Annotated in this window: 1 protein-coding gene; it reads right to left on the bottom strand. The window is 42.4% G+C overall.

Features of this window, described 5'->3' with window-relative positions:
• Position 1: 1 nt before the first annotated feature.
• On the bottom strand, positions 2-20415 hold a 20414-nt coding region (locus HYW21_07515), incomplete at its 5' end, for a VCBS repeat-containing protein (protein MBI2549170.1).

Below are 20415 nucleotides of genomic sequence, written 5' to 3' on the forward strand. Positions count from 1 at the left end.
ACTACTCAGAACTGAGGTTTTCTGGCGGTGTTTGTTTTCCTCGTGGCGTTTTGTTGAGAGCTGATGATCCTTCTTCTTTGACATCCTTGATAGTTACCATAGCCATGGCAGGCTCCCCTCTCTCTTTTCCATCAAAAGGGGTCATACGACAGGCCAGAACCTCTCCACGAACCAAAGTAACATTCGAGAGATATGTCGTACAATTATATTTCCCAGGTACATCTAAGAGTGTACAGTCCGCAGGTTGATCTGGAGATTCACCAAAACGGAGAAGCTGTCCATTCACTACACGACCAGAGAAGATTGAATAGTTAACAGAAACATTATCACCATCACTATCTTCAGTAAGACCTGAACAATGGAGCAATGCTTCTGGTTCTGGATTCTTGGGATACATGGTTACGTTTATTAACGGTCGTCTATTGAACATCTTTACGAGTAATGTATATGACTGACTATCCTGGCTCTGTTCCCGATCACTTACCACAATACGCACCGGGTGTTCTCCAATCTGTTCTTCACTAGGAACCCAGGTGATTGTTCCAAGCAAGGGGTCAATAACCATTCCTTGAGGAGCTAAGGGTAAGCTATAATTAACTAAGTCACCATAGCTTAGATCAGGGTCAAGAGCTTCGACAGCATACTGATAAGCCTGCTTACTTATTGCTTGAGTAACTGGTGGAGAAACAATAAGGGGTTGCCGATTTCTATTGGCAACATGAACAATAGTTTGCTTAGTATCATTCAGCAAACCATCGGTTACCGTAAAGGTAAGTGTATAGGTTCCAGAATCATTAAACGTAGGTATCCAGAAGAACATACCCGTAGATTCATTAAAGACAAAACTGCTTGGCAAAACTTCAGCTGCATTCGTAGAGAATCGTAAGATACTATCGTCAAGATCAGTCGCGTTAAGCGTCAATGAGAAATCCTCATTTTCGGTAAGATTCATGTTCTCAAGGGGGTAGAGGACGGGTTTATGCTTAATATAACGAGGGGATTCATAGCTAATAACCAGTCGAGGAGCAAGACTGAGATTTCTTCGAGCACGAGCTCCCTCTTTAGCATAATAAATCACCCATCCATTTTCCGATTCATCATCATCATCAGGCTTAATGATCCATCCAAAGAAGGAATTATTTTTGAGATCTTTCGTAACATTCCAACGTGCTTCAGTGGTGACATTATAGGGATGAAGCACTCCTGGAGTTGTTGCTGGTCCAAAGGTTCCTCCGTTCCATGGGGTGTCACAATCAATCCGATGATTAGCGATATCTTCATCAACTGCACAATGCCACGTTACTCCAGAACCATTACCGATTATGGGAGGAGAATGACCAACTCCCCAACCATTTCCTTCTGCCCAGTCCTCCAAGATAGGATAAGCTGCAACAAACTTTCCAGATGGACCCCAATTCTGACGGATGTCAGCAACACTCAAGATCAACCATGCTTCTTGTATCTTCTCTGTCATCACCCCTGATACATTAAAGACAACAAGAACTTCTTCTGCCCCTGCCTTTTGAAGATACAACTGTTCATTTGCACCTTCATTAGCATCACAGACATCTCCATCACCATCATCATCACATTCTTCATCAGTGGTAACTCCATCAGCATCATCGTCACCATTACGCAGGAAACTATCTTTCATTGCAACGAGTGTTGTTATGCGATTGAGAACCGTAATAACTGCTATTTTCTCATCAGAAAGATTGCCGTCGGTAACATTAAAGGTTACGGTATAGACACCGGTGTTATTTTCGCTAGGGATCCAACTGAAAAATCCTGTGCTATTATTAAACACAAAGGGGCTTGGCAAGACTTCAGCTGCATTCGTACCAAACAGTAAGGTATCGTTGTCAGGATCAGTGGCATGTGCCTCAATAATAAGTGTTTGTCCCGCAAAGATGGTTTGAGGAGGAATAGCAAAGAGTACGGGTGCCCTATTAACATTCTCAACAACAAGCGTAATAATCTCCTCGTCGCTGAATTCACCATCAGTGACATTAAAGAGAAGAAGATAGTCGCCTGAATCATCAAATGTAGGAGTCCAGTTCAATACGCCTGAGTTTTCATTAAAGCTAACATTCTCAGGGAGAACCATTTCTGCATTGGTACTAAAGAGTAAGGTATCATTATCAGGATCAGAAGCATGCAGCTGGATAAGAAGCGTTGCATTCTCCTTAATAGACTGGTTACCAATGTCTTCTAATACCGGAGCATGATTACTGATAAAGACAGTAATACGCACTGTTTCGGCATCCCAGAAGAATCCATCAGTGACATTAAACACGACATCATACCAACCAACATCCTCAAATAATGGTGTCCAACTGAAGAATCCTGTACTCGCATTGAAGGTGAAATTACTGGACAAGACTTCAGCAGCATTCGTGGAAAATGTTAAGGTATCATTATTAGGATCAGAGGCATTTAGCTGGATGATGAGGGTCTGATTAACACTGATATTTCTATCGCCAATCGGAAGGAGAAGTGGCGTGCCTGGTTCAACAACCTTTACCGTAATATTCTCTGAGACATTAAGAAGACCATCTGAGACAATAACCATAACAATATACTCTCCCGCCTGGGTTTCGTTCGTTACATAATAGGCCCGATAACCAGAGAGAGGATCTCCTGAAAGGTTAAATTCTTCCGAGACAAAGATATAGGTAAGATTTGCTGACTGACTTAAGAACTTCTCATAAGAAACAACAGTAACCGCAAAAGTATCTTCACTTGATGCAAAACCATCAAAGACCTGGACTGTAATTTCACTGGTTCCTGTTTGATTTTCAACAGGATAGCATGAGAGATAATAACCTTCTTCCACCAAGCAACCAATAAGGGAAGTATTTGATTGATTCAGGATGCTGTAGGTGAGGTTCTCAATGTTCTGTTCATTGTCCGTCGTGTAATCTAAGAGGCTCATAGCTGGTTGAAGATTGCGATTTTCAAAGGTGAATTGATCCGGGAGATTGGTCATATTTGGCGCGCTATTAAAGAGCACGATGGTAAAATTATACAACGCAGTTATGGCTCTTCCATCCCTATTTATCAACGTCATGTTGTTTTCATCAACTGCGGTAAAGATAACTCTAAAGAGCCCTTCGGTATGGTTTGCCAAAGAAGAATTCCAATGAAAGATTCTACTCAAATCAAGTTGGTTACTAGCATCAGGCAACATTTTAATTGATTCTGTTAACAACACTAACTCATCGCTCCATTCTTCAACGGTCGTGTTATAATACTCAATCTCTATGAAAAGCCGCACGGTTGTGTTCTGTAATTCGTTGTTTTTAAGTTTAGATTCCTCACCATTTTCAACAAAAAGATCAACACAGGAAGGATTGCTGCTGGCAAGCCCATCATGAACAGTAAAGCAAACAGTTGATTTGCCAGTATCATTTGAAGATTGGTTTGAAGACCGTACACTCAGGTTCGTACCTTCAAGAGTTGCAACAACGATTTCTTCATTCGTTTGATTCAGGAGCGTGTACACCAAGGCATCAGATTCAAGATCTGTGCCAAAAAATCCTATATCAAGGCTTATTTCCTCATTGTGTTCAAGACTTATATCTGGTATGTTCCTTATGAATGGTGCCTGATTCGGGAGAGTATGCAACTGCTCAGGTGTTGAAACCTCGACAAATCCATCAGTACAGGTAACTGTTGTGGTAAGTAACTGACCAGCATCGCCATGAAGCGTGGAGGTTGCAAATCCCTGCTCCATCACCATTTCATAAGTGATGTTTCCTTCTGCAAGGGTACAATGTAATTCCTGATTATCAACATCAGTAATGGTTACCCAGACATCAGTGGCATGTTCGCTTACAGAGTCATAAAAGATTTGATTGCCAAGGACTGGCTCGGAGTTAACAAGGACAAGAATATCTCTCACGCTCTGATTCGCATCAAGATAGCGTAAGTGCTTGACACCAGATGTTGTAAATGGTATCGACCCATAAGCAATTTTTTGGTCAGGGAGACACCGTCCGCTATCATCAACACAGTATTTTGTTGTTCCCTGGAGGGTAATCGTAGATCCAGGTGCAATAATCTCTCCTTGGTAGTCATCATAAATCTGCGTGGCTGGTTCAACACCAAATAGAATGTCAAGATTCTCCGTATTCCTTTGATCGTTCCCTAAAGCATCAGTACAACTTATATAGGCCATGGTAAGATTGGTAATCTTGTCTCGAGACGTATCTTCCCGGGTAAGGTTGCCAAGATTGCAATTCGCAAACGCTCCTGATACTGAACACTCATTTCGTAAGTGAGTATAACTCCTGTCCTTATGGAAACGATAAACACTATCCTTTCCGAATCGACATTTCATTCCTGGTTCTCCTTCAACAGTAATCATAGTCTTAGCATCATCAAGGGTATCAATGAACGTACCAGTATGATTGTCTTGTTCACCGGCAAATGAAGATAGTCTCGTCAGTGGTGGTGTTGAGTCTGTTTGATAGGTGTCAGATTGAATCATACTTACCGATCCCTTTTCATCAACAACAGCAGCAAACCATGTATGGAGAAGATCATCCTGCTCAGTGAGGAATGAACACGTGGGGCTAAGATAAGCTGAGGACTGGCAGTAGGTCTGGCCAGTACAACCAGTAGCGGTTATAGTATGTGTTCCGCAAACATAGAGGGTGAGAAGATCACCATCAGGATCAAAAGAGCGTGATTGGACTGTTAAGCGTGCACCTCCTTTGATTGCTTCAGTACCATCAAATGCGTCGAGCAATTGTGGCTGAGTATTTACAATGATTCTTCTGAGATTCGTCAATTTTGGCGGTTGGAGCGTAACTGTTTGCCCTGCATAATACTGATCCTTTGTGGTCTTAACATTGAGGTACAATGAATCAAAGATATCAACATAGCGAGAAGCACGTGCATTTTTGCCAAGCCCATCATATACATTGGTTGTTATGAAATAACGACCAGAAGTTGAGCTATTATAAGAGATGAAAGTAAACGTGAAAGTACTATTGGTACTGTTTTGAACAGGTAGCTCTTTGGTTGCATTCACTGGTGTCAAAACGGATACATTTATCTCTTCAAGATTATTATCCTTATCTTCGATGCTAGCGTGGATAGTAACCGGTTCCTGATATCCCTTGAGTTCCTCTGCAGCAAGGTAGTGGATGACTGGCGCTGCATTCACATATATCCGCCTGGTCGCTTCATTATTGCGTTCAAAGGTTTCTATAATAACATCCTCTCCATCTACCCCTACAATAAAGTCATAGAAGCCCGCCAATTCCTTGGTGTCCCATGAAACCATCCATTCTTCTGAAGAGAAGGGATGCATGGTGATTGTCTCTCGCTTAAACTCAGTGGTTTTATTGGTGAGAAGATTCCTGGCATACACTCTAAGATCGAAGTTTTTCGAGAAAAGTTCTCCGGTATTACGCAAGGTTACATTGAGGAATACGGGTTCTCCTTGTCCAAGAGTGTACGTACATATCCCTCTGCTCTGATTCGTACAATCGCACAACTCTTGATTTTCAAAACAGGAAAGATCTCCCTGTGAGAGAGGTATCATGGAAGAATAACTATGATTGGTAAATTCAAGATCAGTTGAACGGACTGGAACAAAATGATCCAAGGTAATGGTCGCATCAATGTCATAATTATTTGCTTTGAGCGCGATCATATTTGTCTCGCTTTTGGTAAATTCATTACGCAATTCATTACCCATAACTGGCAGTCCATTAATCCAGGTGTTTGCAACTCCCTGAGTAGTGAGCGTAATCTTATTAACCGTTGCATCAACCCAGAAATGCTTTCTGAAGTAGATTGCTCGTTCATTCGCAGGACCAACAGCAACAACACCCCATTGGGAATCATCAAGGAATTTGTTCTTTGCCTGATCATCGTTAAAGTTTGATCCCCGTAACCAATTTTTATCAGCTAATTCATCTTTCCAGACACTTGAAAGCTGCAAACGAGTTTGATTACTGAACGTCAAGGGGATACGGAGATCAACCTCAAGATCCTTTGTCTGCTTTGGCCCAACGGTTAAGGTATTCTGAGATAAGGTCATTTCACTCAGGGTTTCAAAGTCAACTGCAGAAATAATCAGGTCAAATACTAAGGTTTTATTGTACTTATTTTCTAAACGAATTCGAGCAGTTATATCTTCGCCAGGTGAAACAAAAAATGGTTCTCGCTCAGATGAATACTGTTGTTCCCTCATGCCAAAGACCGTGAAGAAAACATCCTCCTCTGGCTCTACAACCTCTCCTCCCTCTTGGCTGACACCTGCATACAGCATGTTTTGGGTGTCAGGAATTGCACCTGCAACTGAAATGAGGTTATCCTGTCCTTGTCGCAAACTTGACGTAACCGAGATAGGTGACCAACCCGGATATCCTGACCCTTGAAACTCTCCATTGAGGTAAACATCGGTTTCAAAAGATTCGTCGCCCAAAAGCATCTCAGAACGGGTAATATCCGTTGGCGCAAAGAAATGTTTGCGATAGTTGCTTTCTTCAGTTGTTGGAAGTGTGTCGCCCCAATGATAATCACGAGTATCTTGAGCAATAAGTTCGGAGAGTGTTATTTCTTTATTCCTGTTCCAGAGAAGATCAGGGAAGGTAAAGATCCGCTCAACTTGGACACGAAGCCGTGCATGGAGGGGTACATCGATTGGAATCTGAATGAGCTTAGTCAGATTAAGCATTGACAGCGGTGGAATAGTCATCGGTGTTGTGTCAGTACCAAGATGGATTTCCCGTCCCTGCGGTGTGATGAGATCATACGAGATAACGCGAACGGTGATGGGATCATCATCATTGTTTATAATAGTCATATTAATCAGTTCCTCATGCTGACGCTGTAAAAACCCTTCAGATCCTATATTCGTAATTTCGAGATCAAATGCCTTATGTCGCGGAGGAACTGTTGCAGCTGCAACATAATCCATGGTAAGCGCATCATAAAAGGTAATGTCAAAGGATCTATGGGGGCCCATGGAGTAAAGATCAAACTGGTTGTTCTGCCCTAGGGACAGCTCATCAAAGTTTGGTGCCCAGCCGTAGATAAAGTTCCCACATTCAGTGACCTTGCCAAACTGTAAATCTCCATTAATCCAGAGTGAGAGTGCTGATGGAGCTTCTTTGGTTGGTTCTCCAAATGGTTCTGCTGGAGGACAGTAACAGTTCTGGGTAAGGGTATTTTTTTGTTCTGCTTTTATCAATGATCGTGGTAACCAGAGGTTCTTGCGCAAAAAAGACTCATCAGGGTCAGCAACAACAATGGGAAAACCTTCCTCCCTCGGACATATTATTGTATTTACTCCATAGCTAAACGGCTGATGACCCCACGGATCTGGATTGGTAAGCCATAACGGATTTGTGGTGTTGTAAAGACTCGTTACTGATAGATTCCTGCGATAATAGAAGCCATCACCTAAAAACCCTACCCCTGCAGGTTCAGGCCAAAGCTCCTCAATGTTCGAACGATCGTACTGATCATCTCGAAAGTTATACCGCTCAATAGCCTTAACGAGTAACATTGCATCCAGCGGAACGCCCTCAGGGATATAGATCTTGTAGCTCTTTTGTGTTGTTGTTCCTGGAGAAAGACTGACCCCTGAAACATCAGTGAACAAGGAGATGATAGTTGCATTTGCATAGACAGGGACGGTGATATTGTTGGTTCCATTACCCAATTCCTGTGTACCCGTCTGATTTCCCTGGTTAAATAGCTCAAATGCAAGACGATTAATGGTAAAGGTTCGCCGATTATTATTCCGCATGCTCAGATTAATGTCCTCTACGTACCCGGGCTTAAGCTCCATCTCTAGTTTATTATCAACCAGCAGTACCAGCGGAGGTTCTTCTGGAGTAACAAGTGCATACCCTTGGTCGCGATGAAGCAATCTGTGTAATTCACCTGAACCAACAATAGTATTCACCATTCCTGGCGTGAGATTATAGAGGGGACACCATCCCTCTGTCCCTGATAAAGCTGCGCACGTAAATTCTCCGGACATTGATCCATTCACAAAGATTCTATATGATCCCTGATACTCATAAGTCTCCTCAGGACGAACAAAGATATCAAAGGTATTTCCCCCAAGCTCTGGTCGATAGATAAAAACAGGCGATCCCTTGGTTCCTCCGTAATAGGGGTTATACATATACGGATAAATCTCATCTTTACACTCTCCCGGACCAAGGGAGATATAGTAGGAGGGATTGATATTCTCCTGCTTACTTGCCCTGACACGTATGCTAGTATTCACCGGAAGATCTTGAGCAATATCAAGATCATACTCACGTTCAAGAGCAGATTCTGCAGGAAGACGATAGCCACTGAGGAGAGTGCCAACCTTCCCACACTGTTGATTAATAGTTTGCTTCATGGTGATAGTGGACGGTCCATCGGTAAAGAGATCAGTAACAAACATACCGGTATTGCTATTGACCGCAGAGATTTTAATACGACTGATGTCCATTTCTCGTTTGGCAAAATTAACCACTTGCACATTGACAGGCTCAAAATATCCTCTTCTGAGCTTCAGGGGAGTTTCGTTGTTTGCACCAACAACAAGATCAAGGTTTTGATCTGCATCAAGATGCGCCAAAACAGGACGATAATTCGTTTTTCCCTCTTCACGAATAATGAGATTATCCTGCTCCCAAAGAGGTGTTGTTGTATTTCCGCGGTTCATGAAGAACAAGATACCATCACGGTGCCCCAAAACAAGGTCATCATCATCATCACCATCAAGATCAACAAAATAAGGGGCAGCATCGCTCGCTCCCGAGATATTATCAAGCATAAAGGAAGAAACGACCCATTGTGGATTGGTTTGATTGCCGGTGTTCATATAGCCGGTTAATTTTCCCTGTTGGTTTCCCATGACGAGATCATTGTCAGAATCGCCATCTAAATCAGCAAAGACAGGAACTGCACGAGGAGTTTGTGGAAGTAAGGAGAGATTACCGGTTTCATCAAAATCGTACACGATCAACGTCTTCTTGGTGATCCATTCATATTCTCCTTGTTCTGGGTTATAGACCTGTTTGGAAACAATAACTCGTTTGTAGGTGTGGAGTTTCCCATAGGTATCACCAACAATAAGTTCAGGCAAAGAATCACCATCAAGATCAACAAAGAAGGGTGCAGACCGAGCACTAACATCAAGCATTGCCAGACTTACGGCTGGATATATTTTACCATCTATTTGTACCGAGGGAACTTCATCCTGTCGCCAATCGATACTATACCAATCTGTTTCTTCCCATTGTGGATCAGGATTAGACCCAGTATTATTGAAACTACGAAGTCCTCCATCGCGTGAACCAATGATGAGATCAAGGTCGCCATCACTATCATAATCAACAAATCTCGGGGTTGCATCATATTCCATGGCAATACCATCAAGGTTCAGCATAGTGAGCCCAAAGGTATCATTCTCCTGTTCATATGATGAAAGGAAATTAATCTCATGCTCTCTGGACAAAAGATTCAACTCAAAGGAAGCAGAGAGAGGAATAAAACCACTTGCATCATTGTTAGATTCATCCTCGTGGGTAATGGTGTTCTCAGGATCAAGTACAACAAGAATGTCCAAGCCAAGGGACTCTGTTTCTGGGATGCGATACGTAAATTGAAGTGGCTTTGTCTCGTGAGCGAGCAGTGAGAGCGTCTTTGTTTCTTCTGGCTCACCATTGACATAGAGTGTGGCATTGAAGAGCCCTGTTCTTATATCTCCTTTGTTCTCTACGCTCGAAGAGATCATCACCATATCTCCAGCTAAGGGAAAGTCAGGAAGAATAACGAGATTTCCCATAACCAATTCTTTCCATTGGAATACCGTGCTCTTTTCATGGTAGAAATCAGAACGCTCATGCGGTAAGCTACCAGGAATAACCAGCTGCACACTACCAACCATTGGCCTCTCGGTGAGATTACCATTCTCGGCAGACGCAAAAATAAGTGTAGAAGGTGTGAAGGTTCCATTCAAGGTAAATCCTCCTGAAGTAATGACCTCAACAACGTCCGCACGTATTTGGATATCCGTCATATTATCTGCTAATTTATCATAAACATACTCCTCAACATCACGGTGGATTGTCAGATCAAAGGCAGTTTGGGTAACAACTTCTGTGCTCTTTTTGATGATCACTCTGAAGAGATCATCGTGCACAAGGAAAAGATCAGTCCCTTGCTCAAGAGTTTTGGTCAATCCGGGGGTAATGTTCAGCGTATTCATGGATTCATTGATGTCCGTAATTTGATGCCGTGTTTCTTTATCGAGACGAATGGTATCTCCTACAGCAAGACCTGCAACCGATGTCACTGAAATAAGCGTTGATCCACCATCATGTCGAGAGCGAAGCTCGGTCATTGCTGTTTCCCGTTGTTCAATACTTACCGTAATGTTATTTCCGGTTATTCCTGCAATACGTGAACGATAGGTAAGATTGTCAGGAGTCATTGCCCTTGCTGTTGATTCCTCTGGTGTTGTTCCGTAATCGAGGTACGCATAGACGTTATGATCACCTGGCGGAACATTACTCCAATTGATGGTTGCTGCACGTGATGACTCTGAATGGTTCTGGATGGTATTATTAGCAGCCTCTGCAAGAATCATAGAATCATTATTATCAAGATAAATAACTACATCATAACCCGTAAGGTCATAACCACCGATGTTTACCTCTTCATAGTTCAGTTGCATAACCTCCTCGGTAGGATTGGTAAGTTTGATTCCTTTGGTAGCTAAGATATCACATTGATTATAACTAAATTGGATATCTGGCTGGCTGGGAAGGACGACATAGGTTCCATACTGGGCATTATTCTCGGGGTTTGTTTCATTAACAACAACATTTGCAATAACCGTGGAAAAGTTATAGATTCCCTGAGAGCGTTGTTTATAATCTCCCAAGGTATAGGCATACGACGTCGTTGCAGTCACATTTGGTTGAAGATCTCCAAGGAAAGTGCAAGGTTTGCCATAGCAGTCGACAGAGCCACCACAGAAATCACGGTTATACAGGGGGCTGGTCAGGGTGCAATTCAATGCAATGTTCCTAGGGATAACACGACCACATTGGGGTGGTGGTACATCCATGAATCCAAGGAATGCGATATTCTCATCACGTGACTGGTTCAAGCCAATATTAGTAACGTTCGTGTACACGGTAAGAACATCACCCTCAGTGAATGAGCTCGTGATATTCATACCATTGGCAAAGAGGATGTTATCATTACTGAGGTCTGTTACCAGTACTACCGGGGGTTCAGGCGGTGTATAATTGACCAGAAGCATATTGGTGAAGTTATTATTCTCGTAATTGGTTTCAACATCATCAAAAAAGGGATTTACCACAACCGTAAAATTACTATCATTTTCGTATGAGGCAAACCAATGAGCGGTAGCAGATACGCGTGCAGTTCCGTAAGGTCCTATACTGAAGGTCGTATCATTCTTACATTGGGGACATCCAAAACGGAGAGTTTCATTCTCGCCAAAGAACATGACGTTGACATCATCGATAGCAATATTATTCAGGTTTTGGATCGTTGCAGTCACGGTAAGAGGATCACCGTCTTCAAGTGGTGGAGTAAAACCCGAGTAGGTAAGATCAACAGGTATAAAATCAGGTGCAATAACAAGATTATCAACAGAGCCTCGGTCAGACTTCCATCTGCTAGGGTTGATGTTCTTGGTGTTTGCAATGGCATTATTCATATTTGATACATCATCACTCAAGAGATAATCAGTCATGGGTGTATTAAAGGACCCTTTAAGGGTATAGTTCAGGATACTTGTCGTTGAAAGATCAGTTACCTCATTAGGCAATAGTTTATAGCGGAAACTAAATCCCTCTCGAAGGAATAACTCTTGAAGCCCATCAAAGATCGCAAGCGGATCATTCACCACAAACGAACGATTGAAGAGCTGCATTCCATCAATCGTGGTAATATAATCACAGGAATCCATACTCTCACGACAAATGCGGTTGGGGAAATCAAGGTAGTACTTGTACTGCAATGACTGGTGATCTTGTGGCGTTGCAAAGAAATATAAATCTCCGTAGAAATATTGCACACATCGACCATATTCGTCCCTTTTTATACAGACAGGATAGGCAGATTCAACAAAACGTACTTGGTCATACCACTCCTCAATTAAGGTGAGGTTTATCATCTCCCTTGCCCAAGGATTTTCAATACGTGACTCTACCTCAACAATTCTGCGTGGAGGAGTTGGCAATGGCTCTATGGATTTCTCAATGATGAGGCTATTCATCAACATCGTCAGACTGCCATTTTCACTTCCAACGATAAGGTCAATATCATTATCTGCATCGTAATCTCCGGCAGTCAGTCCAAACGAATTGGGCACGGTTCCAATGATTAACGGATCTGCAACCAGGCCACCCTCTCTGCTGAAATATAAGCGAACATTGCCATCAAAGCCAAGGGCAAAGAGATCCAGTTTATCAGAATAATCAATATCTGCTGTTGTTAATCCATGGGCAAATGATCCGAGATCGGCAAAGATGAATCCATTATAGGACCCATCTTCAAAAACAATCCGCTCAATTTGACCAAGCATGTCACCAACCATAATATCAACATGGCCATCAAGATCATAATCACCAGTGGTCATGCCAAATGGCATATCACGGTTCGTTATGGTTTTATTGAACACAAACGTCGTATTAGTAAGGCTGGTATCATTAATACCAGTATCCTGCATCGTATTGATATAGAAATCAACATGCCCTATTTTATGGCCAACAACGAGGTCAAAAAGGTTATCATTGTTGACATCTGTTGCAGCAAGTCCATACGCCCAGGTTCCCGCATCAAATAAGGTAAGGTTATCAGTAAAAGTGCCCTCGGAATTATTATAAAAAATGACACGGCCACTTTCAGTACCAACAATAGCATCAGGATAGCCATCTCCAAGAACATCGGCAGAGGTCATTCCCCATGCCTTTTCTCCAAGATCAGCAATGAGCACCGGAGTGAAAAGAACATTCTTGGTTTTATTATTGTCGGTTAAAAAAACGCCATCATTTCGATACCAGAAAACTTTTCCTGTATTTGTTCCTGCGATAAAATCAGTCTTATTATCTTGGTTAAAGTCATTGCTTGCTAATCCCCTGACTTGTTCTCCAGGAATACTTGGTAATGATTTTTTGGGGAACGTCAGAAGGTCAGGAATATTCTCAGGAACATATCGCTCGGTGGTAATGCTTTCATTGAGGATATTATTTGACCGATCTGGTTCTGCAGGAAGATTAAAGGTATTTACTTCAACAATCATATATTGGACACCAAATAACCCCGCAGTTTGCCATGGAGTGGATACATTGACTATTCCATACGCAGGAACGTCAATATTCGTAAAGTCAATGCGATGCTCAAGGTCAAGGACATTCTCATAAAACGTCAAACGGACATCACGAACAGAAATGTTCTTAAGATTCATAATACTAACCGTGGCATTAACGACTTCTCCCTCAAAGACTGGTGATGATGGACGGAAACTAAGAGCACCAATGGCTAAATCAGGACCATCAATAAAGAACTCTGTCGAAGCGTTGTTATTCGTACGATTAGATTCATATACTCCAGGAGTTTCTTCAATAACAACATGGATAGGCACTGTTCCTGCAAATCCCGTTGTTGTCCACTCAATTTCTGCAAGAGCCTGCTGCATTGGTGAGGTAACATTCACAACATCAATACCAATAGTTTGATTATATGCCATAAACACAACAGGAACATTCAACGCAAATTTACCGCCAATATTACGGATGGTAGCACGAAGAGTAATGGGATCACCGGTCATTAGTTCCGAAGGCTTCGTTGTAATGTTTGATGCATCAAGCGTAAGATCAACACCAGACACCACATCAAGGTTTATGTCTTGCGTGAAGTTATTATCTGCGTAATCAAAAACGCTCATTTGTGTCGGATAGGTACCATTAAAAGGAGGGGCCTTAAAGGTTCCACTAAAGGTTCCGTTATTCACTTCCGGTGGCGTACGTTGCGTAAGTTCAAGAATCTGTGTGGCATTCGTAAAATTATCAGTCGCATTAAAAGGAAGCAATGCAAGAACCTTTTTAACGCCAATATCATCTGAAACATTGACTACCAGTGTAATGAGATCATTGGTAAACGCATTCTCAAAAGTTGCATTCAATATCTGAGGTAATACCGCATCGATGTACATGGTCGCGTTGATCTCTCCAGTGTTCCCAGCAAGATCAGAGGCATTAATCGTTACTGAGAATGGTTCGCTTATTTGCTCCTGAGCCAGGAAACTAAAGTTCGCCTTTCTTTTACCTCGCGGATCAAGCGTAAGCGTAAATCGTGAATCATTAATGGCAATGGTCGCTAGGTCACTCAAGTAGGCATTAATCTCACCAGTAATTTGAGCCTCTGGTCTTGTAAGATAAGAATCATTGGCACGAACGTTGGTAATGACAAGGCTTACATTAACATTATTTACCGTAAATACTGCAGAGGCATTGCTTACGGTATAAACACCATCATTTGTTGTAATGTTTATGCGCGTATACCCACTAAAGCCATTGGTCTGCCACTCGTAGAATGAGGCATTCCCAATATGAGCTATCGTTGTCCACTCCCCTTGAAGGAAATACTGGTCAGGATCTTCTTCGTACGAAGGAGCCCATACAAAGGGTTCCCAGTAAAAGAGTGTTGAATTCACCGGCCCTTCCTCATCATTATTAACACTGAAAGAGATAGTATTAATACGTCCCCACTGTGAACGGTTATCTGGCTCAATAATAGTAAGAATAGGAATATCATTGATAGGAGTAATAAATAATGAGCCTGTATCAGAAATCCCTGGATTATTATTGAAGTCGCGCGCCACTGCAAAAAAGGTGAGGTTTTTTCCCTGATAATTATCAAAATCAATTTCCCCAGCACTCAGATTTGTTCGATAAATGTCTCCCGATATATGGGTCAATAGCTTCGTAGCAGATATATCATCAATGGTATAATTGAGCAACACTGTGGAAGGATCAACACCAACACCCTGATCAGTAACCTGCACTGAAAAGATTATCTGAGTGGTGTGCTCAGTGACGGTAAGTGGACTTTGTTCAATCACTGAAAAAGATGGGGAAAACGTATCTGGCGTGATAGTAAACAAACGGCTTGCAAGATCATTGGAACGGTTGCTATCAAACACCAGAAGCTCAGGATCAAGGTACGCAAAAATTTCATGAGTACCGCTCTCTGCTGTCCACAGTATAGAAGCATTAGCTGAACCATTTGCAGGCACAGAAACAATAACCGTCCCGATAAGATTCGACAGATTTTCAAGATAGAATGAAACAGCTACCCTATCAACAGCAACTGAGCCGAGGTTCCTTACTCCCGCAAGTAACGTCGTACGTTCTCCTTCCAAGGGATAGGGAGGGATCATCAGCATCTGCTCTGAAGTGAGTGAGAGATCAGTGAAGACATTGAAGAACTGTTCATTGCTGGTGCTGAACCCAGCATCATCATAACAACGGATAAACCACGATTTTCTTCCTTCAGTGAGGTTTCTCGCAGTAAGATTAGTGGGAACATGAGCGTACGCTACAATTTCATCAACCATCTTTCCGTTGATTAATAATTGGCAGTTATTCGTTGATTGTTCGATATCCTCAACAGTAAATGCAACGCTTTGGAGTGGCTCTGTGGTATTAAACTCACCAAGTGGTGAGAGAACAGTAATGTTCGGGAGATCATTGACACTCAACACCGTAACCGTCAACATTTTTTCGTCAGTAAGCCCTCCAAGGTCCCGAACTTCAAGATGGAGTGTCGAACTACCAAATTGGTTTACGGCAGGCCTGTCACAAGTTACATACTGATTCTCACGAAGCGTGCATCGAATAAGTGATTCATTGCTCTGATTCAAGAGCGTAAACACAAGATCAGTGGTATTATCGTCAATATCAACGGTATAATTATAGAGGTCAAGCCACGGTTGGGGAGGAAGCTCATCCTCATTGATGCTCAGGTTGGGCAATGGTAAGATCACCGGAGGATCATTTATTGGTAAGACGGTTACGCTAAAATTACCATATCCCTTGCTTGATCCATCATGTGCAGAAACCACTATTTCAGATAGGCCAGAAGCATTTGGCTCTGGATTATTACACGTGACAAAATGATTTCCAATAATAGAACACCTAATGACATCTGATCGTGTCTGGGACTCAATCACAAACACCAGATCAGAAAGATTCTGCTCAAGGTCAGAGGTGTAATTAAAGAGATCAAGGTATATTGTTGACGGAGTATCCTCTTGTATCGTTTGATTGGGGATTCCGATAATGACTGGAGGATTGTTGTACGTCACGGTAAGAGGCTGCTCGAGGTTAGCGATAAGTGTAAGATAAGAAGTATTCACCTTAACACTATACGTTCCAAGCTCAACAGGAGCTGGTAAGATCAAATGGTATTGGCCTGATTCATCGGTTATAAATCCGCCTCTTTCATACCATTCCAAAAGCGGTTGTGTTTCATTAATAAACACCTTAAACTCTTGGTTAACCAGGGGACTACCATTTACAAGGCTCAGATTACCATCAATGGTAACAGGGTATAAGGGATAAACTGTTGAGGGATCGATCGTCTGGTCAATGTAGATCTGGTCGACAAAAAAAGTGTTCTCTTGAGTAACCACATTCTGGTCTGCATCAATCGCAAGAACTGTATAATTCCAAACACCAAGGAGATCTACAAAAACAGTTGGTGAGGTAAAGAGGTCACCATCCCTCTGTCCAGCAACATTATCAAGAATAACCTGTCCAAAAGGATCATACAGACTAAAGTTTACGCCAACGAGATTATCATCAACATCAGTAATATTTGCAAGGAGGTAGAGCGTAAAGCTCCGATTGCTAAAGAGCGGTGGAACCGTGGTAAGCTGGTTAATGATAGGAGCAGTTGTGGTGAGGTATGAAAAGACTGAACTTTGTGAAACTTGCGCAGAACGATCAATTGCCTCTATACGATAAGTTACATTCAGGGGAATATTTGTTGGAGGAATCGTTCCCATAAATCGTCCTGCAAAGAGGTCTCCTTCTGTTTGGTTCATCAAAATAGCCAGGGGAGAACTGTTCTCAAAGGTGTACCATAAATGAACCTCTCGCATACCGCCTGCATCAGCAACAAACGTTTCAATGGTAACATTCTCAAGCGGAGTTATTCGGTCAATGTCAGAGCTTACATTCAGAATAACCGGAGGCTCACCATCGGCAAAATACCCATAGGGAGCAGAGGTTATTCCATTGCTCGCATAATCAGAAACAGCAATAAAGAAACTGACATTGACCGAGTGGTTTGAGGGTAAAATAGTTCCTACCCAACCCATTACCCTGTTTATTACCCTACGTGAAATATCCCAGTTATGAATAGCAGCTAATTCACTTCCAGAGAGAAATTCATTGTACTCATTCAGCTCGTTTTCAAATCCCTCGTTAATCTCATCAGCAAGAGCACGAGCAATGCTTTGATCAGGAACTTTTATGGCAAAGGTGACAAATGCAAGAGATTCGTTTGCTGGAATACTTACCACCTGTGAAATAGTGAGACCATCACTTACTCGACTAACTGTTGCATCATTACCATACACATGAGCAAGTGTCGGATCTCCTGTTGCATTATAATCATCAGTGCCCAACCATCGTTCCTCAGTAGCCCAGGTAATAGTTGCACCATCTGATCCGAGATTTCCGTAAATATCAAGAGTGACGGTACGGGTAGCATTGCTCGGATTACTGATAACATCAAGATACCTAGCCCAGTAGCCCGACTGAGGAGCGTAGAATTTTCGTTGTACCATGAGACCATCAAGGTCTTGGGGTGCAAAAACAATCTCTCTCCCATTTGCCTCCCACAGAGAGGCGTATGCAGAGTACATACGGTCATTAAGACGTAAGTAATACATCCCGTCATAGGCATCCTGCCCACCATCGTTAATGTATGCTCCGTTATAGGTGTCCCAATACAGATAATCTGCTGGAAGATTAGTCTGGCCAGAACTATTCTGGATCTCTTCCAGCGGATGTACGGGACTCATGGGTTCTTCAAAGGTCATATTATTATCCAGATAATGATAGAAAAGTGTTGCATTCGCAATGCCGACATTATCATCCAGTTTCGCTCGCGCTATTACCGTTGTCGTTGCATTGGGAAATTCTGGATCAAGAGTAACATATTGAATCGTAGGACTCTCTCCATCAATGATAAAAGCATACTGCTGACTTTGACTGGTAAAGTTATCATCGTCCGTTGCTGTCATCACAAATTGGACCTCTGTTGTCTCATTAACAGAGGGAAGGAGTGCAGAATACTGCGGTGAGACATTCGTCGGAATAAGAGTCAGATTTGCTGTTTCTCCCGAGCTCAGATTGTAGGAAAGGATTGCCTCAACTACTTGACGATCATCAGTAATGATCGCGCTGAGAGTAATCGGCTCATTGACATTCGGATACGCTGGATTCCAGCTGACATTGGTAATAACAGGAGAGGTCGTTGTTCGATAGGTGATGTTCGACGAGGAAATAACAAAGGAGCCAAGATCCTCAGCCATAACCGCATAGGTAACATTCATAGGAACTACTGTTGCAGGGATAATCCCTCGATAGGTTCCATTCCGCAATGTTCCTGAAACATGATCCATGGTGATATACTGGAATGGGCCTTCTCCTTGACTAAAGAGAAGCGTCCTGTTTTTGATGCCACTATTATCATGAATTGTTGTCTCAATGGTAACATTGTCCATGACATAGAGTGGCTGAGTGATGGTTGTTATGGTCTCCAGAATAGGAGGATCATCATCTCGAACATCGAGCGTGAAGGGAAGAGCAACGAATTGTTGTCGTGGATCATTGCTTCGTACAACAAGAGAATCATTGTAGCCGCCTGGTAATTGGGTAGAGACTTTCAAGGGTATGATTGCCTGGCTATTCGCATCAACAGTGATCAGCATACCATTATCAGAGTACGGTGTTGCAATTCCCCATCGATAACTTCCAGAAACATAGCCAAGTTGGACGGGTGCTCCAAAGCTGCCATTTCCTTTTCCCTCTAAGAGATAAACACGCCCTTGCCAATCAGCATTACTAACAATAAGATCAAGATTACCATCACGATTAAGATCAATGGCATCTCCTCCTCGGATGTAATTATTAAGATCAACATCTATCGGTTGATATGCTGCAAAACTCCCATTTCCATAACCCTTAAGGAAATTGAGTGTATCATAATACCAATAGGTAGATGAAATTATATCAAGGTGATGATCATTATCAAAGTCTCCAAGAATGACGGTATAAGTATCGTAAAAAGGATAAGGGATTTTCTCTCTTGATGAAAATGACCCATTCCCCTGACCACGGTAAAACTCGAGATCCTGTCCTGAGGTTCCAACAACAAGATCATTGTTTCCATCATGATCCACATCCCCAGCATCTTTCCCCCTTCCGTATCCCTGCAGAGCAAGGAATGTAGGTTCACCAAAAGATCCGTTTCCAAGGCCCAAGAATAGAAGCAATACATCATCATTGCCGGAAAGAGCCACGTCCATATTTCTATCATTATTAAAATCAGCAACAGCCATGTCCATTCCATAGTCATTTGCAGTGAAATTTCCAATGAGTTGAGGGTTACTCAAGGTCCAGTTGCTTACTTGAGGATAAAGCTGGAGAGTGCCAGAGCCATCGGCAACAACAAGATCACAGTTGCGGTTACCATCAAAATCACCGATGCCAATACCCCTTACCAGGGGATTTTGCTGTCCAATGAATGTTTCCTGTCCCACACTACCATTAGGATAGATCGGAAGCAGATAGATCCGTCCATCATCATCGCCGGTTGCAATAAAGGGACTCGTGCAAAGATCTCCTGATGAACCATTCACTTCACTAACAAAGGAAGGCACGAAAAGAGTTGCGGAAAGGGAAGAACTCCCCTTATTCGTGAAGGTAATATTTTGATCAACAATTTCTCCAATAGCTACAGGACCTATGGCCACATTTTCGGGTTCAATATTCATGATAGGAGAAAAGATCTCACGAACATACCAGTCTGATACATTCGTGTTATTATCAAGATCAATTGCAATAATCTGGAAGGTAAGATTTCCTGTAGCCCGAGAGGGATCAATGACCTGTTCATAGGTATCATTTCCTTGTGCATACATCTCGAGGACAGAGAAATTCTCTCCAAGCGAATAATTAAGAAGAACCGAGGCAATACCTGAATCATCAGTTGCCTGTGCGGTAATGAGAATACTATCATCAACCGTTGGCTGTTCTGGCTGTACCGTAATATTAAAGAGGCTGGGATAGACGATGTCCTTAACCATACCTGAAAGGGGAACATCCACTCGCC

The organism is Candidatus Woesearchaeota archaeon (assembly GCA_016187565.1).
In the GTDB taxonomy this organism is placed as follows: domain Archaea; phylum Nanobdellota; class Nanobdellia; order Woesearchaeales; family JACPJR01; genus JACPJR01.